This is a genomic window from Paraburkholderia phenoliruptrix (genome assembly GCF_019511605.1).
Lineage (GTDB): Bacteria > Pseudomonadota > Gammaproteobacteria > Burkholderiales > Burkholderiaceae > Paraburkholderia > Paraburkholderia phenoliruptrix_A.
On sequence record NZ_JAEUAV010000009.1, the window covers coordinates 102836 to 124227 of the forward strand.

General features: G+C 62.0%; 16 protein-coding genes and 1 pseudogene. 8 read left to right on the forward strand and 9 right to left on the reverse strand.

Annotation, left to right across the window (positions count from 1 at the left end; genetic code table 11):
• The first annotated feature begins 33 nt into the window (after positions 1 to 33).
• Complete coding sequence (locus tag JNB89_RS14395; RefSeq protein ID WP_220362625.1) at positions 34 to 684, forward strand: VC0807 family protein; 651 nt, start codon at positions 34 to 36, stop codon at positions 682 to 684.
• Positions 685 to 901: 217 nt separating this feature from the next.
• Positions 902 to 1453 carry a hypothetical protein gene (locus tag JNB89_RS14400; protein WP_220362626.1) on the forward strand — a complete coding sequence of 184 codons (552 nt, stop codon included), beginning with the start codon at positions 902 to 904 and terminating at the stop codon, positions 1451 to 1453.
• A 124-nt stretch (positions 1454 to 1577) separates the two neighbouring features.
• Here JNB89_RS14400 and JNB89_RS14405 read toward each other — a convergent pair whose 3' ends face one another.
• A complete protein-coding gene (locus tag JNB89_RS14405) occupies positions 1578 to 1964 on the reverse strand; it encodes a hypothetical protein (protein ID WP_220362627.1) in 387 nt (128 codons plus the stop codon).
• 667 nt (positions 1965 to 2631) lie between these two features.
• Positions 2632 to 3405, reverse strand: coding sequence for a helix-turn-helix transcriptional regulator (locus tag JNB89_RS14410; protein WP_220362628.1), 774 nt, complete (start codon positions 3403 to 3405; stop codon positions 2632 to 2634).
• 116 nt (positions 3406 to 3521) lie between these two features.
• Here JNB89_RS14410 and JNB89_RS14415 point away from each other — a divergent pair, with 116 nt between their 5' ends.
• A complete protein-coding gene (locus JNB89_RS14415; RefSeq protein ID WP_220362629.1) occupies positions 3522 to 4601 on the forward strand; it encodes a zinc-binding dehydrogenase in 1080 nt (359 codons plus the stop codon).
• A 137-nt stretch (positions 4602 to 4738) separates the two neighbouring features.
• Here JNB89_RS14415 and JNB89_RS31415 read toward each other — a convergent pair whose 3' ends face one another.
• The 5 genes from JNB89_RS31415 to JNB89_RS14440 form a co-directional block, all read right to left on the reverse strand.
• Positions 4739 to 4975, reverse strand: a complete 237-nt coding sequence (locus JNB89_RS31415) for a VWA domain-containing protein (protein WP_220362630.1) — start codon at positions 4973 to 4975, stop codon at positions 4739 to 4741.
• Between the two features lie 3 nt (positions 4976 to 4978).
• The gene (locus JNB89_RS14425; protein ID WP_223216754.1) at positions 4979 to 5725 is read right to left on the reverse strand and encodes a penicillin-binding protein activator LpoB; all 747 of its coding nucleotides are present in this window, start codon (positions 5723 to 5725) and stop codon (positions 4979 to 4981) included.
• Positions 5726 to 5891: 166 nt separating this feature from the next.
• Positions 5892 to 6488 carry a tetratricopeptide repeat protein gene (locus JNB89_RS14430; protein ID WP_220362632.1) on the reverse strand — a complete coding sequence of 199 codons (597 nt, stop codon included), beginning with the start codon at positions 6486 to 6488 and terminating at the stop codon, positions 5892 to 5894.
• 176 nt (positions 6489 to 6664) lie between these two features.
• Positions 6665 to 7795 carry a helix-turn-helix domain-containing protein gene (locus tag JNB89_RS14435; protein ID WP_223216755.1) on the reverse strand — a complete coding sequence of 377 codons (1131 nt, stop codon included), beginning with the start codon at positions 7793 to 7795 and terminating at the stop codon, positions 6665 to 6667.
• A gap of 128 nt (positions 7796 to 7923) precedes the next feature.
• Positions 7924 to 9189, reverse strand: a complete 1266-nt coding sequence (locus JNB89_RS14440; RefSeq protein ID WP_220362633.1) for a sensor domain-containing diguanylate cyclase — start codon at positions 9187 to 9189, stop codon at positions 7924 to 7926.
• 248 nt (positions 9190 to 9437) lie between these two features.
• On the opposite strand from JNB89_RS14440, the pseudogene JNB89_RS14445 reads away from it, so the two are divergent.
• From JNB89_RS14445 to JNB89_RS14465, 5 genes and pseudogenes are all read left to right on the forward strand, one after another.
• Positions 9438 to 9921, forward strand: a pseudogene (locus JNB89_RS14445) (transposase); the annotation flags it as partial.
• 492 nt (positions 9922 to 10413) lie between these two features.
• Entirely contained in the window at positions 10414 to 11250 is an 837-nt protein-coding gene (locus JNB89_RS14450) for an IclR family transcriptional regulator (protein WP_220362634.1), read from the forward strand.
• 453 nt (positions 11251 to 11703) lie between these two features.
• The gene (locus tag JNB89_RS14455; protein ID WP_220362635.1) at positions 11704 to 13188 is read left to right on the forward strand and encodes an MdtA/MuxA family multidrug efflux RND transporter periplasmic adaptor subunit; all 1485 of its coding nucleotides are present in this window, start codon (positions 11704 to 11706) and stop codon (positions 13186 to 13188) included.
• Positions 13189 to 13206: 18 nt separating this feature from the next.
• A complete protein-coding gene (locus JNB89_RS14460; RefSeq protein WP_220362636.1) occupies positions 13207 to 16329 on the forward strand; it encodes an MdtB/MuxB family multidrug efflux RND transporter permease subunit in 3123 nt (1040 codons plus the stop codon).
• Positions 16330 to 16333: 4 nt separating this feature from the next.
• Complete coding sequence (locus JNB89_RS14465) at positions 16334 to 19654, forward strand: efflux RND transporter permease subunit (RefSeq protein WP_220362687.1); 3321 nt, start codon at positions 16334 to 16336, stop codon at positions 19652 to 19654.
• Between the two features lie 100 nt (positions 19655 to 19754).
• Here the strand turns inward: JNB89_RS14465 and JNB89_RS14470 are convergent, their stop codons facing one another.
• Positions 19755 to 20219 carry a hypothetical protein gene (locus JNB89_RS14470; RefSeq protein WP_220362637.1) on the reverse strand — a complete coding sequence of 155 codons (465 nt, stop codon included), beginning with the start codon at positions 20217 to 20219 and terminating at the stop codon, positions 19755 to 19757.
• A 21-nt stretch (positions 20220 to 20240) separates the two neighbouring features.
• Positions 20241 to 20804 carry a peroxiredoxin gene (locus JNB89_RS14475; RefSeq protein ID WP_013339704.1) on the reverse strand — a complete coding sequence of 188 codons (564 nt, stop codon included), beginning with the start codon at positions 20802 to 20804 and terminating at the stop codon, positions 20241 to 20243.
• Positions 20805 to 21392: the final 588 nt, after the last annotated feature.

Consider the following 21392-nt stretch of genomic DNA (forward strand, 5'->3'; position numbering starts at 1 on the left):
AACGCGGGAAATCTGTGACGGGACATCTATCGCATGAAGCACCCGTTCCGCTATCTGTCCGCTCTCGGCATCAACGTGCTGCTGCCGTGGCTCGCCTATCGGCTGGCGCTGCCGCACCGGGGCTACCTGCAGGCGCTCGCGGCGTCGGCGCTTCCCCCCCTTGCCTGGATGGCCTACGACTACATCCGTTTGCGGCACTTCGATGCGCTCTCCGCGCTGGCGCTCGTCAGTATCACGCTGTCGCTCGGCCTGACGCTCCTCGGGCGTGCGCCGCTAGAGCACGCTGTCGAGACGCCGATGATCTCGGGCTCGATCGGCATTGTGTTCCTGCTCTCGCTCGCCCTTCCACGCCCCCTTGTGTTCTACCTCGCGCGCTCAAGGGTCACGCGGAAGAACCCCCAGGGGGCGGCCGAATTCGAGCAGCACTGGCGCAAGCGCCCGGGCCTCGTAGCGATGATCCGCCGAATGACAGTCGTCTGGGGCGTTGCCCTCGTCGCGGAGAACGGGCTGCGTTGCTGGATCGTTTGGACGTGGACGGGCAAACCGGAGCCCGCCACGGTGTCGGCAACGGTGGGCTATGTTGTCTATGGTGCGCTGACGCTGTGGACGGTCTGGACTCGTCACCGCTTTTTGAAACGCGTGGGCAATGCAGCCGATGCGTTGTCCAAGTCAGAGAGACCGTGACGGCGGGTCTGTCCCGGCTGTCGCGTTTGATAACCCTCGGACCGAATGCGGTCAGATGACTTTCTCTAAATCGGTCAATTAGCCAAATTCAGGTTTTGCGAACTGGAGTGCTAATGAGCGGCCGTTGGGCAGCTCATTGAATTGGCAAGGAGCGGGCGCTCGACGGGAGGACATAAATCGTCGACAATCCGTTGATTCAGCGAAGGACGGGGAATATATGATCAGACTCGGGGACGTTTTTGGCAGCAAACGGCGAAAAGTAGTGATTGATGAAAAGCGCTTGGCCTTTTATATGGGGTATGCATTCAGCCATGCGATTCAGGTCCAACATGTTCGCGCGCCTGGCGAGTTGACCGTCCCGTACGTCGTCTACTGGGATAACGAAACTCCCACACCAGTTCCGTATCCCGCGGCGACTCAACACGAAGCAATCGCAAACGCGCAGTCAGCCCGAGAACAGACTACCTCCGGCTCGGGATGGTCGTCTGGGCGAGAGGGAACCATCTCTCAGAGTAATGGCGCGAAGATGGATGTTCTCGTGATCGAGGGATGGGTACCAGGACTGGACGTACCGCTCGAGGTGTTCGTTTACTGCAGAAGGGACCCGTTCAGGCTGATTCAAGGATTTTTATGGAAAACCCATGCGCAGGCGCGCAAAGATGGCCCCTCGTTCATGGCGGAATTCAAGCGCGGCATTCTGGTGCAGCCGTTTGGCCAGAACTCCATGGAAGTCATTGATAACGCGGAGCGCGTCCAGTTTGTGAGCTGATAGTTGAGCCTACCGCTCGCTGTGGGGCGCAAGGAGGCCGAACGGCGCACTGAGCCTGAGCTTCGAAATGTTGACAGTCCGAGACACAGAAGTCGGTCGAAAGTGTCTCCTGGCGGATGCCTCCTTAAAAGCCCGGCGCTGGCCGCCAATGAACAAATGGTGGGTACGGTGCGCCATTAAGGAAGGCCAGAAATACCTCCACAACCTGGCCAGCCATGAACCATTCATCTGAGCGCATCGGAATGTTGCCCGCCCGAGAGACCAGGATGGTGCCGTCTGGACGTACAGGTGACGGTTTGTCGTGAAATGCTCTCCACCGTTGCGCACCGAGCTCGAAACGCTCAATCATACAACTAACGCCGCCGCCCGCTACCTGCACATAGCTACCACTAGCATTAGTCAAAGACGCATAAGATGACTTGCCATAGCTCCGCAGCGATTTCAGTGCATGAGTGATCTGTCCTGGAGTTGGCGCGATGATTTCCGCTTTCCCATCGATGCTGAATTTCATTTGCTGAATTGCTCTGATCTAGCCAACCGGACTTGAATCCTACCAGCACCAAGCCTCATGCTAAATGACCGCTAAGGGCAAACGTGAGTGGCCGCTGAGGGTCGAACGCGGTCGGCTCCGGCCTTAACGACGCATGACCCTTGCAGATCCGCAAGAACGGATAGGGATGACGTTCGAGGCTGCCTATACGCCGACCATGAACCGGCGATCGAACACTGGCGTTGTACCGATGAAACTGGCTTGGGGCCCTGCAAGTCCCCAGCCGTTTCGCTCGTAGAAGGCGACCGCACGGGCATTTGCGTCGAGAACATACAGACGCATCACTTTTTGGTTTGTTCTCTAGTCCATCTACGAACTGCCTCGATCATTAGCCTTCCGAATCGGAAACCTTGGTGAGTCTTGAGCACGTGAAGGCAGTCAAGCAGTATTCCGTAGACGGGGTCAGCGAGGTTCTCGGCACTCACGAAACCGGCCGGAGCACCTTCATGCCCGGTCAGCATGACCCAGCCTCTCACTTCCACCGGCTGGGCCATGTAGCCTCCCCAATGGGCGACATGCTCGACCGATAGTTCCTCCGCCAGACAATTCTCGCCGGTGGGCCGAGCCTATCCGATACCCGGCTTGACTGGCCTCGCCATGCTGACGCGCCGCGCGTGGGGAGTTTGATTCACGCGGGCGTGTAGATCGCAAGTTTCAAGGCAGGGTCGTCGTTCGCCTGAAACGTCGCGTAGTCGTAGCGTTGCGCGCCGCGCTCCGGATGGATCAGCACCTTCTGCCCGGACGTGCCGCCTCGAACATCGTGCGCGTTCCACCATTTCGCGAACTCGCTGCTGTGCGCGCGCAACCGTTCGACCAGTTCGACAAAGGCCGGATCGTCCGCATACAGATCGTGCGTTGCGCGAAACAACGCAATCATGCGACGCGCCTCGCTGGTCCAGTTCCCGCCAAATAGCCGTCGTGAATCCGGTTCGATGAACATGAACACCAGAATGTTGCGATCCGCTTCGGCAAGACGCTCGAAACCAAGAAGATCGGCCGCCGCTGCATTCCAGGCTAGAAGGTCCCAACGCCTGCCCGTGACATACGCGGGAAGCTCCAGTGTCGCGACCAGATTCGCGATGGGTTCCGGCACACTCTCGCGAGTGAAAGGCTGCCGATCGCCGCTGCGTGCCAGTGCGCGCAGGTGCGCCGCCTCGACCTTGCCGAGCCGCAGCGCGCAAGCGAGCGCTTCGAGCGTGGTATCGGACGGACTCACCGTGCGGCCCTGCTCGAGCCGCACATACCAGTCGACGCCGATGCCCGCGAGTTCCGCAACTTCCTCGCGACGCAAACCGGGCGTGCGACGCCGCCGCCCGCTATTGAGTCCCACCGATTCAGGGCTCAGCTTCTCGCGCCGTGAGCGCAAAAAATCGCCAAATTCACTTCGGCTCCCTGTTGTCATGACGGTCCGTCCTCCACAAGCAGGTACGCGGGAATCCCAGGATCGTACCAGGTCTTGTTAGAGATTCTACGCCTGCCAGAATGGTCTGGTCCGATCACCATCAAAGGGAAACTCAGATGAAAGCAGCGATTTTGAAGACGCTTGGCGAGCCGCTTGCGATTGAAGACATACCAGATCCTTCGCTGGGCACCGGCGAAGTGATCGTCGACGTCGCTGCCGCGCCAGTGCTGTCGTATGCGCAAGAAGTGTTCAGCGGCGAGCGCCGCTACCCGATCGAATTGCCAATCGTGCCCGGCTGCGGGGCAATCGGTCGCGTGCGTGCGTTTGGCCCGGACGCCACACATCTGCAGACAGGCGACTGGGTTTTCTGCGACCCGACCGTTCGTTCACGCGACGACGCGCTCACGCCCGACATTACATTGCAGGGCTGGAGTGCACGCGGCGACGGCGGCCTGCGGCTCGCGCGCCATTTCCACCACGGCCCATTCGCAGCACAAATGCGCGTGCCCACCGAAAACGCCATTCGCATCGGTGACATCAGTCCCGCAGACGCCTCGAAATGGTGCGCGCTCAACACAATGCTGGTTCCGTACGGCGGGCTGCTTGCGTCGAATCTGCAGGCTGGCGAGACATTGCTCGTGAGCGGCGCAACCGGCAACTTCGGCAGCGCGTGCGTAGCCGTCGCCCTCGCAATGGGTGTGCGCTGCGTGGTCGCGCCAGGCCGCAACGAACGCGTGCTCGCGGATCTGCGAAGGCGCTTCGGCGAACGCATCCGTACAGTGAAGTTAACTGGCAACGAGGACGACGATCGGGAACGGATGCGTGCGGCTGCCGGAGCCCCCATCGACTGCGTAATGGATCTACTGCCGCCATCCGCGACCACGCGGACGGTGCGCGCGGCAGTGATGGCCGTGCGGCCCTATGGACGCATCGTGTTAATGGGCGGTGTCGGCATGCTCGGCGGCGACGGTCTCGATCTGCCTTATCCGTGGATCATGCGCAACGACATCACCGTGCGGGGCAAATGGATGTATCCGCCGCAAGCGGTCACGCTTATGACCGGCCTGATCCGTGGCGGTCTGCTCGATCTCGCTCTTTTCGACGTGACGTCCTTCAAACTCGACGACGTGAACGAAGCCATCGGTCATGCTGCGGCGAATGGCGGCCCGTTCAGGATGACGGTCGTCCATCCATAAACTCCGCTGCTCTATCGCATCGGTCGCGCCAAAGTGACGCCCGCCGCGACGCGTTCAAACGACTGGCTGATCAGCGCTTTCACCACAACGAGCGGCGACCGATGCGCAGCGCGCCGACCTAAAATGATCGTTGCCCTTCAGCGCAAAAAAGGGCCAACGCAGGACCTACCCGTTTCGAGCCCGCCCGTAATGATCAGGACAACGGTACGTTCACCGACAGATCGATGCGGGTAACGTTTGGGCAATTCGCCAGGCGAGCCGCCAATTCGTGTTCCTCCCGCGAAGTCGTCGATGGCCGCATTCGCGCGCAGCAGCAACTCGTCGATATCGCCGCGCCCGAAACGGTGCCTCGCCGCTGACCGGAGGTCGGTCACCAGTTAATTCACCTGCAACTGCCCGCCACGGCCTAACCCGCCCTTCACATCCTGTGCCTTGTAGCTGCGCAACGCGACCACCATCTTGTTGTAGGCGTCGATGAACGCCGCGACAGTCGCCTTGCCTTCTGGCGTTTTTGAGAAGCCGCTCAGGCTGCCGCCCACACCGCCCCCCAAACCCGCCAATGCAGCGCCGTAATTCGTCGCGGTGGAATTACCTTCCGCCGCCGATATCTGCAGCGCAGAGCGCACATCGAAGAGCGTGAGCGTCACCACCGAAGCCTTCGACTGCATGCCGCCCGCGATCTTCCCGAGCGCATTGCTGCCGATCAGGCCGCTCAACATCCCGCCGACGCTACCAATTGCCGAATCGTTGATGACAATTTGCGGTTCCATGTAGTAATCCGCCGCGACCCGTTGACCTTTTTGCTGCTTCGATCCCGCACGGTACTCGCCGGAATTGCGCTGCAAGCCCGTGATGCGTGACAGGCGCGCATCCGTCTTCTGATTACCGATCGACGTAATCACGAAACAGTTCGATTGCTGAACTGCAAGACGCAACAGCGGCTCGATCGTCGTGACCTGGGTAGCACTGCCGAATGGACCGAACCAGTCCGCATTGCGCCCGTCGTCGACTGCAATGGTGCCGAGCGGCGCATTGCAGCGCTCGAGTGTTTCCTCGGCGCCGGCGCTTGTCGAGCCGCCGGCTGCGCCCGAGACGCCGGCACTTTGACCACCGGTGGATACCATGCCCCCGCAGGCGCTTAGAAGTCCGGTCAAAATGATCGGGAAAACGCCCTTGGCGCTCCAATATGTCGGATTAAGCTTCATGTCTTGATTGTGCTTAAAGGATGCGTGATGCAGTTGACGGAATGTCGATGAAACGGCCCGGCGGATTTATGTCTTTCCAGAGGCGTCAATACCAGTACCATCCCTGACCCTGCCAATATCCCTGGTAGGGATAATCGGCATACCACCTGCCGTACAGTGCGCGCGCTTCTGTCTGCCACCGGTAGTAATCCTGATCAGATTGCTTGGCCGCCCGGGCTTGCGCGAGCAGCTTCCCTGATTCCTTATCGCCCCGTTCCGACGCGATCAGTAGCCATTTTTCGGCCTCGCGTGGATCGGGGCCCATCTCTTCAAGACCAAATAGATAAAAGCGGCCCAGTGCTTTTTGCGCTTGCAGATCGCCGCCTTCTGCCGCCTTGCGCATCCATTTAAGCGCCTGATAACTGTCCTGACGCACACCGTCGCCGCGAAAATATCGCAGGCCCAGGTCATACGCTGCACGCGGGTTGGTCTCCCCGGCTTTTTCCAGCGCAGCGATGCGCCGGTCCGTGTCTGTTTCGGCCGTATCCTGACCGTTGCGCGAAGCGTCTAAGGCAATCTGGTTTTTTGGCCGCTCGGCGCATCCACTGTCGTCGCAAATACGCACGAACTGACTCGCCGACTGATTATGCGCACAGGCGGCCAGAATCAGGACGGCCCATGGCGCCAATTGGCGATACCCCATTGTTGATCCCCGGTTCCGATTGTGAATTGGCGCCGGGAAACGCAAGCCGAGGTTAGCGCTGAATGTTCCTGACGCGTATCTTCATAACTAAGACAGGCGAAAAAATGGTAGCAGTTGCACGCCGTGTGCTTTTGCCTGAGCGTCTCGATTCCTTGACTGTGCGTCTCAACGCATTTTTACTTGTCTAGCTTGTCGAGCACATCGCGCAATGAGCCTGGCCGGTGTTCGCCGCGCCGCGGCGCGGCTGGCTCCGCGCGCTGTGCCGCGGCACGGTCTCGCGCGTCGCTCGGCGAGCAGCCAAACGCCTGGCGGAAGCTCCGGCTGAAGTGCGACTCGCTCTTGAAACCGTATTGGAACGCCAGAGTGGAAAGCCGCTGTTTTCGGCCCTTCGGGCTTTCCAGTATCTGGCGGATTTTTGTCAGCCTGCGCTGCTGGATATAAGCGGCAACGCCCGACTCGCGCGCGAAGAGCCGGTATAGGTGAGCACGCGAAATGCCGACGTCGCGGCAGATCTGCAGCGGAGAAAGTTGGGGAGCACTGAGATTTGCGTCGATATACCGGCGCACCCGCATCAGCAGCGCTTGATTGATCTCATTTTCGGCGTCCGCGAGCGTCTGCACCGACGGCGCCAGCGCCGCCGAGACCATAGCCAGCGTCGCCTGCTCGATATAGGGCATGTCGGCGGGCGACAGATGCGGCAACTGGCGCCGCAGCGCAAGCATATGGTCGCCTAGCAGCGTGCTCACCGGGCCGTGCAGCACGACGCCATGCAGATTGGCTGAGCGGATGCGCGGCTCGAGTAGATCGCGAGCGATCGTCAGAATAACGGTGTCACCCGCTACGATTTCCGAATCCAGTTCGCGCGCCAGATCGAGCACATAAATTTTCGACGGTTCAGCCGTTACCTGCCTGCGAGCCGCATACCCCGATAGCGAATGAGTTATACCCAGGCAAATATAAAAATGATCGAGGCCATCCCTGCGGATCATCTGCGCTGATCGCTTCACGCCATAAGCAACTGGTTCACGATGTCCGGCCCAGCTACCGCAGCCCATCAATAGGGAACCGATATAGCCGGTCGAAAGATCATAATTGAAATTGGATGACGCTGACTTCTCGATCTCGACGTCGAATATTGCGTTAATCTCTTCACGCCACACTTCAAATCGTTGCTCTTTCGGATACGGTTCGGTACAGAAGCGATAGAAATATGGATTCAATCTCGAACTCCAGACGTTAAAGGTCACAGAGAGTGCGAAGCCGGTCAGCGTTTCCTGCGCAGCCGCGACAGACGCGTTGCCGATCAACTCCTTGTCGGAGAAGTCGCTCGCAATGTACTTTTCGTAGATCAGAATGCCGCTAATGAATACCACCGCGCTCAGGTCGAGCAGATAGATCTAGATCGGCAGCAAGTCCCATTCTATTCCGGCAGGATTTATCCTGCTTCGACACGATTGCGGCCAGCTCTCTTTGCCCGATAAAGCGCACGGTCCGCGCGCTTCATTAACGCGTCGACATCGGCCTCGCGTGCTTCGCGGGTAACCACACCAATACTCACCGTGAACGGAATGGGTTCGAGACGCGATACCTGCGCGAAATCCTGTCGTTCATAGCGTTTGCGCAACGCATCCGCAATGTCATAAGCGCGACTGGCATCAGCGCCCGGAAGCGCTGCGACAAACTCTTCGCCGCCCCAACGAGCGAACAAACATGGCCTGCTCATCATTGACGCTCCAACCTTGGCGAGCACGCGCAACACCTCATCGCCAGCATCGTGCCCGTGCTCGTCATTAATTTCCTTAAAGAAATCGATGTCGAGAATGAAGACTGAAAACACGTCTGTGTCGCCGAGTAGCGTTTGTATGTACTGCAAAAACCCTCGACGATTCGGCAAACCTGTCAGCGCGTCAGTGGTGGCCTGCTCTTTCAGCAGTTCCATTTGCCTCGCGCGATCGGTTATGTCGCGAACCACCGCCATGAATTCCACCCGACCGTTCAGGTCGATTCTGGAGACGGCGATTTCGACGGGTATGATCGACCCGTCACGGCGCTGACCGTACACGCTATTGGTTTCGTCCATACGCGGGGCAGTCGCCCGCCGCAGGTTCGGCTGGTAGGAGTCCGCGAACTGCTTCACCCTGCGCGGGTGGTTAGCGCGGAACCTCTCGGGCAACAGGATTACGATTGGCTGACCCATTACTTCCGCTGACGTATAGCCGAAGAGGTTCTCCGCCGCACGGTTGAACAAGGTGATGTTGTGGTTCTCGTCCATTGTCAGGATCGCGTCATAGGCCAGGTCGACCAGGACGCGATAACGCGAGGCCTCGACTTCCGGCTCCTGACTTTGTTCGATCCTTGCGCTCATGTCGAGACCAGTCATGAGAATCTCGTGGCCCCGGGCGCCGTTGCGCTCATGCCTGATCGGCTTAAGCGACAGACGCCACCAGACGCTGCCTTTGCGGATGTCGTGAGTTTGCTCTGGTTGTTGCACCCAGTCGGACCCGAAGCACGCGAGCAGTTTCTCGCGAAGCTCATTCGCCACGGAATCCGTCACCATTGCGTCCAATGGAACGGGAAAAGTCTGTGCGTCGTTGACCGGTGCGCCCGTCAACCGGAAGAACTGGTTATTGCAAGCGGTGACGATGAGTCGCTTGTCCTCATCAATTCCGATCATGGCGGCGCATGCGGCGATGTCATTCATGACTGCGTTTCTCTTCGTTGAACCGATCAGACCGCCTTTGCCTTACAAAAGCGCATTCATCGCCAGCGGGTGATTGACAGCAGTCGGAAAGGCAATAAGTCAAATACGTTCACTGAATTATCGGCCTATTGCAGCTAAACTTTATGATAATGCGTCGATATTACTGGGCTGGCGCCTGTGTGACCTGCCCCCTGCAAACAGGGCCAGCCGGAGTCGAATAGAGTTCGTTTTCCGAGAAGAAGACGAACATGAAGAAGCGCTTCACGGAACAGCAAATCATCGGGTTTCTGAAAGAAGCCGAGGCCGGTATGCCGGTCAAGGAACTGTGTAGAAGCACGGGTTCAGTGACGCCTCTTTTTACACCTGGCGCGCGAAGTTCTGCGCGATGCAGGTCTCGGAAGCCCGCCGGCTGAAACACCTCGAGGTGGAGAATGCCCCCGATATGGAAGCGTTGAGGGTCGTCGTCAAAGGAAAGCCCTGAACCCGCAAGCCAAACGCGAAGCAGTGGTGGCGATTCGGGAAAAGGTCAACATCTCTCAGCGCCGCGCCTGCCGGCTTGCCGGGCTTTCTCGCAGCGTCTTGCATTACGACGCGAAGCCGGACCACGAGAACGAGGTGTTAGCGGCGCGTCTGGTGGAGTTGGCGCACTAACGTCGTCGGTTCGGCTACCACCGGTTGCACGCCCTGGTGGAACGCGAAGGCACGCACGCAAATCACAAAGACTTTGCTAGAAGCCCGTTGGCCCTATTAAAGGGGGCAGGTCACCAGCAGACTTTGTCGTCCGCCAATACGAAAAAAAAAGGCGTCACGTTTCCGTGACGCCTTGAAAAGTTCTAGCCATTCCGAGGGCCGTGCTAGAACCTGAGAGACGGTATTCGAAACACTCCGGCAACCCCACTAGCTATGCGGTGAGAGACACCGACCGCTGCCGCAAAGTTGACTACAGTTGGGCACCTTCCCGGGCAGGAAAGCCAGGCTCAAGGCACGAACACGCCAACCCTGATACCTTGTTTCGAAATGAGGTTCCATTTTTTATGGTTATCCTGACTAAGTCAAGCAAAATCTAAACAGCTCCGAAGCGTTGCGGAAAATTATTCCGAAACAATGAATAATAGGAAGAATTCCGGGCCTACCCGCTTCGCATGCCGTGCCGACGGAGACACCCTGCGACGCGCAGCCCAACGCCCCGGATGACGCTAATCTGAAATATTGTTCCAAAATCACATGAACCCACGAACGCGAACCCGCAATGCCGCCGACCCCGTCAGAGAGAAAGACGGCTCCGGCGACGAGGTGACCGCGCTGGCCCGTGGCCTGACCGTGCTCCGCTCCGTAGCCGCGGCGGACGCACCGCTCAGCAACCGCGAACTGACCGAAATCACCGGCATTCCCAAACCCACGGTGTCGCGCATTACGGCGACGCTCGTCGGCACCGGCTTTCTGTTCCGGCTGCCCGACAGCGAACGTTTCGTGCTGACTTCGTCGGTGCTGGAGCTGAGCAACGGCTTCTTGCGCAACTTCGACATTCGCGCGCGTGCCCGGCCGTTTCTGATCGAGCTCGCCGAACGCACGCGGCTTTCCGTTCATCTCGCCGTGCGCGACCGGCTCGACATGGTCGTGATCGACGTGATCCGGCCACGCTCGGCCGTGCTGGTGTCGCGTCTCGAAGTCGGCGCGCGGATGAGCCTGAGCCGTACCGCCATCGGCCGCGCCTATCTCGCCGCACTCGACGAAGCGGATCGCGCAACACTCCTGACCGGCCTGCAGGCCGCCGAGGGCGACGACTGGGGCCACGTCGGCGGGCGGCTCGAAACGGCGCTGCAGGAAACCATAGAACGCGGTTTCGCGGTCGCCACCGGCGAGTGGTACGACGGCCTGAACGCGATCGCGCTCGGCTTCACCGGCCCGTCCGGCGAACGCTACGCGGTCAACTGCGGCGGCTCGGCCGACCAGTGCCCGCGCGACTGGCTCATCAGCCGCGCCGGGCCCGATCTGCTCGATTGCGTCGCGCGCATCGTGCTGGAGATAGGCGGCACACCGGCACGCCGCCTCAATAACTGAGAGCGCCGCCGCACCCGCTCGCCGAAGTTGCTCTTGCGTCGGCGGGCGCCACTCAAGGGGTACCCTGAGCCGTCGAGGTCCCTCGCCCTCCCCACCAGCACGCCACGCCGTATCCCTCCGCCCGCCCCGCCGCCTGTAACCGGCGTAATCAACAGAAAAATACGCGGGTGGACTGTTACAGAGGGCGGGACGTAGGATCATGCATTCCTGCCGTGCAGCGCGGGCGCGCTATGTGACGCGGCCGTCCGGCGGCCCCTGCTGGAGCGTCCACCGGGGGCTTGAGCGGCGCCGCGCAGGCATCTATCAGCCGCGTCTCGGGTAGCATCGCGCTGAACGTATGCGGCCCGCCCGCTGTCGAAACCGCCTGCCGTGCATCCTCATCCGCGAATGCCAGGCGCCGATGCGGCACAATCGCGCCTACGCCACACTTCCAAGCAGTCACTGACCGAACCGATGGACGAACAACAACAGCATTCGGAAACTTCACGCCCCGCCGCTCCGGCCTCCCCGAACACGCCGGAAGCGGCGCCCGCCCGTCCGTCGCACACACCCGCCAGGCCCGGTACACCTGGCACTCCCGGTTCCGCCGATACGCGGCCCGGCGCCGTCCGAAGCCATCGCGGCCGCAACGTCGCGCTGATCGTCCTCGCGCTGCTGATTCTCGCTTTCGTGCTGTGGCGCTGGCATCCGTGGGGCTCGCCGGGCGGCGCCGCGCCAGGCGCGAGCGGCGCTCACAGCGGCCGGCCAGGCCGGGGCGGTCCCGGCGCGATGGCGAACATGCCGCAGCCGGTCCACGTAGCCACTGCGACGCAAGGCGAGATGCCGGTAGTGCTGACCGCGCTCGGCACCGTCACGCCGCTCGCGAGCGTGACGGTTCTGCCGCAGTTGAGCGGCACGCTGCAGGAGGTGTATTTCAAGGAAGGCCAGATGGTCAAAAAGGGCGACCTGCTCGCGCAGATCGACCCGCGCCCCTACCAGATCTCGCTGGATAACGCACAGGGCACCCTCGCGCGCGACGAAGCGCTGCTGCAAACCGCGCGTCTCGATCTTAAGCGCTACCAGACGCTGCTCTCGCAAGACTCGATTGCGAGCCAGCAGGTCGATACGCAGGCGTCGCTGGTGCGTCAATACGAAGGCACGGTCAAGTCGGACAAGGCCAACGTCGACACCTACAAGCTCGAGCTCGTCTATGCGCGCATCACCGCGCCGGTGTCGGGGCGCGTCGGTCTGCGTCAGGTCGATCCGGGCAATTACGTGACGCCGAGCCTGACCAACGGCATCGTCGTGATTACGCAATTGCAGCCGATCAGCGTGATCTTCACCACGTCGGAAGACAACCTGCAGCAGATTCTCGAGCAGACGCAAACCGGCGCGAAGCTCTCGGTGACCGCGTACGACCGCAGCAACACCACGTCGCTCGAAGGCGGCACGCTGGAAACGCTCGACAACCAGATCGACACCACCACCGGCACCGTCAAGCTGCGCGCGATCTTCCAGAACAGCAAGAACCTGCTGTTCCCGAACCAGTTCGTCAACACGCGGCTGCTCGTCAACACGATCAAGGACGCGGTGATCGTGCCGACCTCGGCTGTGCTGAACGGCTCGATGGGCCAGTTCGTCTACGTGGTCAAACCGGACAACACGGTGACCGTGCGACCGGTGAAAGTCGGTCCGGTCGACGGCGAGCGCACCAGCATCAAGTCGGGCCTGCAAGTGGGCGAGCGCGTCGTGATCGACGGCTCCGACCGTCTGAAGGAAGGCGCGAAGATCACCATTCCGGCGGATAGGCCGCGCGGCGCTTCGGGCGCGCGGGGCGCATCGGGGGCATGGGGAGCACGCGGCGCTTCGGGCGCAAGCGGCGCGGCAGCCGCCGATACCTCAGCCGCCTCCGGCGCACGGCCGCACCACGGCCGGCACGCGGCGCAAGCCTCGCAATAAAGGCACCGCACTTACCGCATGAATCCATCCCGCGCCTTTATTCTGCGCCCCGTCGGCACCGCGCTGCTGATGGCGGCCATCATGCTGGTCGGCCTCGTCGCGCTGCGCTTTCTGCCGCTTTCCGCGCTGCCCGAAGTCGACTATCCGACCATCCAGGTACAGACGTTCTATCCGGGCGCGAGCCCGGAGGTCATGACCTCGTCCGTCACCGCGCCGCTCGAGCGGCAGTTCGGACAGATGCCGTCGCTCAACCAGATGTCGTCGCAAAGCTCGGCCGGTTCGTCGATCATCACGCTGCAGTTCAACCTCGATCTGCCGCTCGACATCGCCGAGCAGGAAGTGCAGGCGGCCATTAACGCAGCGGGCAACCTGCTGCCCTCCGACCTGCCCGCGCCGCCGATCTACGCCAAGGTCAATCCCGCCGACGCGCCGATCCTCACGCTCGCGATCACGTCGAAAACCCTGCCGCTCACGCAGATTCAGGATCTCGCGGACACGCGGCTCGCGCAGAAAATCTCGCAGGTCGGCGGCGTGGGTCTCGTGAGCCTCTCGGGCGGGCAGCGGCCGGCCGTGCGGATTCAGGCCAACCCGCGCGCGCTCGCCGCCTACGGGCTGAACCTTGACGATCTGCGCACCACCATCTCCAACCTGAACGTCAACACGCCGAAGGGCAACTTCGACGGCCCGACGCGCAACTACACGATCAACGCGAACGACCAGTTGACCGACGCCGACGCCTACAAGAGCGCGGTGGTCGCCTACAAGAGCGGCCGCCCGGTGATGCTGACGGACGTCGCCACCATCGTGCAGGGCGCGGAGAACACCAAGCTCGGCGCATGGGTGGACGGCACGCCGGCCATCATCCTGAACGTGCAGCGCCAGCCGGGCGCCAATGTGATCCAGGTGGTGGACAACATCAAGAAGCTGCTGCCGCAATTGCAGCAGTCGCTGCCCGCGGCGCTCGAGGTGCAGGTCGTCACCGACCGCACCACCACGATCCGCGCCTCGGTGCGCGACGTGCAGTTCGAGCTGGCCATGTCGGTCGTGCTCGTCGTACTGGTCATGTACCTGTTCCTTGCAAACGTCTACGCGACCATCATTCCGAGTCTCTCGGTGCCGCTCTCGCTGATCGGCACGCTCGCCGTCATGTACTTGTGCGGCTTTTCGCTCGACAACCTGTCGCTGATGGCGCTGACCATCGCGACCGGCTTCGTGGTCGACGACGCGATCGTGATGATCGAGAACATCGCGCGCTATGTGGAAGAAGGCGAGTCGCCGCTCGAAGCCGCGCTAAAAGGCTCGAAACAGATCGGCTTTACGATCATCTCGCTCACGGTTTCGCTGATCGCGGTGCTGATTCCGCTGCTTTTCATGGGCGACGTGGTGGGCCGCCTGTTCCACGAGTTCGCGATCACGCTCGCCGTGACCATCGTGATTTCGGCGGTGGTGTCGCTCACGCTCGTGCCGATGATGTGCGCGAAGCTGCTGCGCCACACGCCGCCGCACGAAAGCCACCGTTTCGAGGCGCGCGCGCACCGCGCGATCGACTGGGTGATCGCCCGTTATGCGGTCGCGCTCACATGGGTGCTCGATCGCCAGCGCTCCACGCTCGCCGTGGCCGTGCTGACGCTCGTGCTCACTGCGCTGCTGTACGTGTTCATTCCGAAGGGCTTCTTTCCCGTGCAGGACACGGGCGTGATCCAGGCAATCACGCAGGCGCCGCAGTCGGTCTCGTATGCGTCGATGGCCGAGCGGCAACAGGAACTCGCGGCGCAGATCGTGAAGAACCCGGACGTGCAGAGCCTCACGTCGTTCATCGGCGTGGACGGCAGCAACATTACGCTGAACAGCGGCCGCATGCTGATCAACCTGAAACCGCGCGACGACCGCAGCAACACCGCCAGCGAAGTGATCCGGCAGTTGCAGCAGGACGTCGCGCACATTGCGGGCGCCTCGCTGTATATGCAGCCGGTGCAGGACCTGACCATCGACTCGACGGTCAGCCCCACGCAGTATCAGTTCATGTTGACGGACCCGAACATCGGCGAATTCACGACGTGGGTGCCAAAGCTCGTCGAGCGGCTCAAGCAGGCGCCCGAACTCGCGGACGTCGCCACCGACCTGCAGGACAACGGCCAGTCGGTGTACGTCGAAATCGACCGCGCGACGGCGTCGCGTTACGGCATCACGCCTGCCACCGTGGACAGCGCGCTTTACGACGCGTTCGGCCAGCGCATCGTCTCGACCATCTTCACGCAGTCGAACCAGTACCGCGTGATTCTCGAAGCGCAGCCTTCGATGCAGCACTACACCGAGTCGCTGAATTCGATCTACCTGCCCTCGTCCACCTCGTCGGGCGGCCAGGTGCCGCTCTCGGCCATCGCGAAGTTCATTGAAAAGCCGGCGCCGCTGCTCGTCACGCACCTGAGCCAGTTCCCTGCGACCACGGTCTCGTTCAACCTCGCGCCCGGTTCGTCGCTCGGCGCGGCGGTCAAGGCGATCGAGCAGGCCGAGAAGGACATAGGCCTGCCCGCCTCCTTCCAGACGCGCTATCAGGGCGCGGCGCTCGCCTTCCAGGCGTCGCTGTCGAACGAGCTGTTCCTGATTCTCGCGGCCATCGTCACGATGTACATCGTGCTCGGCGTGCTGTACGAAAGCTTCATTCACCCGATCACGATTCTGTCGACCCTGCCCTCGGCAGGTGTCGGCGCATTGCTCGCGCTGCTGATGACCGGCCACGACCTGGACATCATCGGCATTATCGGCATCGTGCTGCTGATCGGCATCGTGAAGAAGAACGCCATCATGATGATCGACTTCGCGCTTTATGCCGAACGCGAAGAAGGCAAGGCGCCGCGCGAAGCAATCTATCAGGCGTGCCTGCTGCGCTTCCGGCCGATTCTGATGACCACGCTCGCCGCACTGCTCGGCGCGCTGCCGCTGATGCTCGGCACGGGTGCGGGTTCGGAACTGCGCCGGCCGCTCGGCATTGCGATTGCCGGCGGTCTGATCGTCAGCCAGTTGCTCACGCTCTTCACCACGCCGGTCATTTATCTGGCGTTCGACTCGCTGGCACGCCGCGCGCGCGAACGGTTCAATCGCGGCGGCCCGGCGGCCGGCGCAACGGATGCGGGGACCTGAGGCGATGAACCTGTCGCGTCCGTTTATTGCGCGCCCCGTCGCCACGACGCTGCTCGCCATCGGCATTGCACTGTCGGGCATTTTCGCGTTCATGAAGCTGCCGGTCGCACCGTTGCCGCAGGTGGACTTTCCCACCATTTCGATCCAGGCATCGTTGCCCGGCGCGAGCCCGGACACCGTGGCCACGAGTGTGGCGAGTCCGCTCGAGCGGCATCTCGGCTCCATTGCCGACGTTACCGAAATGACCTCGATGAGTTCGGTCGGCTCCACGCGCATCACCATGCAGTTCGGCCTGAACCGCAATATCGACGGCGCCGCGCGCGACGTGCAGGCGGCCATCAACGCGGCGCGCGCCGACCTGCCGGCCAGCCTGCGCAGCAATCCGACATACCACAAGGTGAACCCGGCCGACGCGCCCATCATGATTCTCGCGCTCACGTCGAAGACCCTCACTGCCGGTCAGTTGTACGACTCCGCGGCCACGGTGCTGCAGCAGTCGCTCTCCCAGGTGGAAGGCGTCGGCGAAGTGGATGTGAGCGGCTCCGCGAATCCGGCCGTGCGCGTCGAACTGGAGCCGCAGGCGCTGTTCCACTATGGCATTGGCCTCGAAGACGTGCGCGCGGCGCTGGCCGCCGCCAACGCGAACAGTCCGAAGGGCTCGATCGAATTCGGCCAGAACCGCGTGCAGATCTACACGAACGACCAGGCGACCAAGGCGGCGCAATATCGCGACCTCGTGATCGCCTATCGCAACGGCTCCGCGGTCAAGCTTTCGGACGTGGCCGAAGTCGTCGATTCCGTCGAAGATCTGCGCAATCTGGGGCTCTTCAACGGCAAGCGCTCGGTGCTCGTGATTCTGTACCGGCAACCCGGCGCGAACATCATCGAGACAATCGACCGCGTGACCGCGATGCTGCCGCAACTGCACGCGTCGCTGCCCGCGGACGTGGACATCACGCCGACCGCCGACCGCTCCACCACGATCCGCGCGTCGCTCAAAGACACCGAACACACGCTGATCATCGCGGTCGCGCTGGTGGTGATGGTGGTCTTCCTGTTCCTGCGCAACTGGCGCGCCACGCTGATTCCGAGCGTGGCCGTGCCGATCTCGATCATCGGCACGTTCGGCGCGATGTATCTGCTCGGCTTCTCGATCGACAATCTCTCGCTGATGGCCTTGACCATCGCCACCGGCTTCGTGGTGGACGACGCGATCGTGGTGCTCGAGAACATCTCGCGGCATATCGAGAACGGCGTGCCGCGCATGAAGGCCGCCTTCCTCGGCGCGCGCGAAGTGGGCTTCACGGTGATGTCGATCAGCATCTCGCTCGTCGCCGTGTTCCTGCCCATTCTGCTGATGGGCGGCATTGTCGGGCGCCTGTTTCGCGAGTTCGCGCTGACGCTGTCGCTCGCAATCGGCGTGTCGCTGATCGTCTCGCTCACGCTCACGCCGATGATGTGCTCGCGACTCCTGCGCGAGCCGCACGAACAGAAAGAAGAAGGCCGTTTCGGGCGCTGGCTCGAACGCGGTTTTGCGAGCATGCAGCGCGGCTACGAACGCACGCTCGGTTGGGCGCTGCTGCATCCACGGCTCATCCTGTTCATTCTGCTGGCTACCATCGGCCTGAATATCTGGCTCTACATCGTAGTGCCCAAGGGCTTTTTCCCGCAGCAGGACACGGGCCGGCTCATCGGCGGCATTCAGGCGGACCAGAGCACGTCGTTCCAGGCGATGAAAGGCAAGTTCGCGCAGATGATGGAAATTGTCGGCAAGAACCCGGCCGTGGACAGCGTAGTCGGCTTCACGGGCGGGCGGCAGACCAATTCCGGTTTCATGTTCGTGTCGCTCAAGCCGAAAAGCGAGCGCAAGATTTCCGTCGATCAGGTGATCCAGCAGTTGCGCGCGCCGCTTGGCGACGTGGCGGGCGCGCGCACTTTCCTGCAAGGGGTGCAGGACATTCGCGTCGGTGGCCGGCAGTCGAATGCGCAGTATCAGTTCACGCTGCTCGCCGATTCCACGCCCGACCTGTACCTGTGGGGACCGAAGCTCACCGAGGCGCTGCAGGCGCGCAAGGAGTTGGCCGACGTCAATTCCGACCAGCAGCAAGGCGGTCTTGAGGCAATGGTGACCATCGACCGCGCGAGCGCGGCGCGCCTCGGCATCAAGCCCGCGCAGATCGACAACACGCTGTACGACGCGTTCGGCCAGCGCCAGGTGTCGACAATCTATAACCCGCTGAACCAGTATCACGTTGTGATGGAAGTCGCGCCCAGGTACTGGCAAAGCCCTGACATGCTCAAGCAGATCTACATCAGCACCTCGGGCGGCAGCGCGAGCGGCGCCCAGACCACCAACGCGCCGGCGGGCACGGTCACGGCCTCGGAGAAAGCCACCTCCTCGGCCAGCAGCGCGTCGGCCGGCGGCACCGCGGGCACCACGGCATCGAGCGCCGCGTCGATTGCCGCCGACTCCGCGCGCAACCAGGCGATCAACTCGATTGCGACGAGCGGCAAGTCGAGCGCGTCGTCGGGCGCGGCGGTGTCCACGTCGAAGGAAACCATGGTGCCGCTCTCTGCAATCGCGAGCTTCGGGCCGGGCAATACGCCGCTTTCGGTGAATCACCAGAGCCAGTTCGTCGCTTCCACGATCTCGTTCAATCTGCCGCCGGGCGTGTCGCTCTCCACGGCAACCCAGGTGATCTACCAGACGATGGCCGAAATCGGCATGCCGGCGACTATTCACGGCAGCTTCCAGGGCACCGCGCAGGCGTTCCAGCAGTCCATGTCGGACCAGCCGATCCTGATTCTCGCGGCGCTTGCCGCCGTGTATATCGTGCTCGGCATTCTGTACGAGAGCTACATCCACCCGCTGACCATTCTGTCGACGCTGCCCTCGGCGGGCGTCGGCGCGTTGCTCGCGCTGCTGCTCTTCAAAACCGAGTTCAGCATCATCGCGCTGATCGGCGTGATTCTGCTGATCGGCATCGTCAAAAAGAACGCGATCATGATGGTGGACTTCGCGATAGAAGCGTCGCGGCACGGCCGCTCGTCGCGCGACGCGATTCACGAGGCGTGCCTGCTGCGTTTCCGCCCGATCATGATGACCACCTTCGCCGCGATGCTCGGCGCGCTGCCGCTCGCGTTCGGGCGCGGCGAAGGCGCGGAGTTGCGTGCGCCGCTCGGCATTGCGATTGTCGGCGGGCTGATCATGAGCCAGATGCTCACGCTCTACACCACGCCGGTGGTCTACCTTTATATGGACCGGATTCGTGTGCGCTGGGAGTCGAGAAAAGCCCGCAGAAGCGGTATTGCGCCCAGTTCATGAAGTTCATGATGTAACGGAACCCGACTGCGCGGCAGCTTTTGCAAGACATGCAGACAAGCAAAGGCCGCCGCGCAATGGCACGCGGCACGCCGGGGCCGCCTCAAAGCTTCTGCTCGATAGCGAGTAGAAAAATGCGCTGCCATTGCCTGCCCTGCCGCTCGTTCTGCATCGGCAATAGCCACACGCCGCGCGCGCTGTCCTTGACCTTCAGCGCGAGTTGCCAGTGCGCTTCCTGACGCTGCAGATCCGCGCCAAGCAGATCGGCAAAGATATAGGCGCCCTGCTCCGCGCCCACATGCACCTCACACAGGCGCTTGCCAGAAGCGAGCCGCACCGAACCCCAACTGCCGTCGAGGCGATGCGTCCAGTCGCCGTCGCGAATGTTCGGCGCGACTTGCTTCCTGCGGCGCAACCAGTAAGCAATGGCGGCCGCCAGCAGCAGAGCCGCCAGCACCGCGACGCCGACGGCGACCGGCGTTCCAAACCCCGCCTGCAATGCGTCGAAGGCGCGCACCGCGCCGTACACGAGCGCGATGAGCGCGAATAGTCCAACCAGAATCGGCATAGTAAACGCCCGGCAGAAGTCTTACGGCTGCTTGTGCGTGGCGGCCCACGCCTTCACGGCCTTCAGTGTGTTTTCGACATGTTTTTCCGGCGAAAGGCTCGTGTACTCGTAGATGACCTTGCCGTCCGGCGCGATCACGTACGACACGCGATTGGCCATCGAGCTGTACATCGGCATGCCGGCATCGTAGGCGGCGATCACCTTCGACTGCGCGTCCGCCGCAACCGGGAATTTGCTGCGGCACTCGCTCACGGAGAACTTCGTGAGCGTGTCGATGTTGTCGTGCGACACGCCGATCACCGTCGCGCCGTATTTTTTGTATTCGTCGACGGCTTCGGCGAATTCATGCGCCTCGATCGTGCAGCCGGTCGTGAAAGCGGCCGGATAGAAGTACAGCACCACTGGGCCCTTCTTCAGCTCGTCGGCAAGCGAATACGTGTAGGTCTTGCCCCCGAGCGACGCCTCGGCGGTGAACGGCGGGGCCGTGTCGCCCGGCTTGAGCGTCGCATGAGCGTTAAGCGACCAGGCAGCGCAGGTCACGGAAACGGCCGCGGCCAGCGCAGCGGGCATGAGGTTTTTCTTCATCTGCGATCCTTTGAGCGTTGCGGCTCGCCTTCGAAAAGGGAGATTCTGGCGCCGCCGTCCGGCAGTATGCAACGCGCACCAGTCGCGCCACTCAAGGCGCCTGGGACGCTTGAAGCGGGCGCGACGAAACGGCGTGACGGCAGGTGGACGGCCGGCCTTGCGCTCTATTGGACCACGTAGACGAAAATTGCGCGCGACGCTTGCCCGAAGGCTTGGGTCGGCGGTGGCTGTCGCTCGACGGGCGGCGCTCGATACACGGCACGCGGCGCTCGCCAACGTATGCGCCGCCGACTCGCGGCCGCCCCTGATTGTCCTTGATTGCCCCTGATTGCCAGGCAGTGCCCTGAGCGCATCTAAGCGCCAATCAACCGCAAGTCAGGTCGTAAATCAGGTCGCAAAAAACCCGCCATTCATCGTCATTCACTCGCAAATTGCAGGTAAACGGAATTCGTGAGACTGGGGCCGAGTTGGTGAGACTGGAAAGACGGAATTGACGAGACTGCCGGGAATGAAAACCCCGCAGGTGCGCAACGGTCCGATATTGCGCCATCGAGAACCGGGATGCATGACTTCGACTGTCAGTGTGAT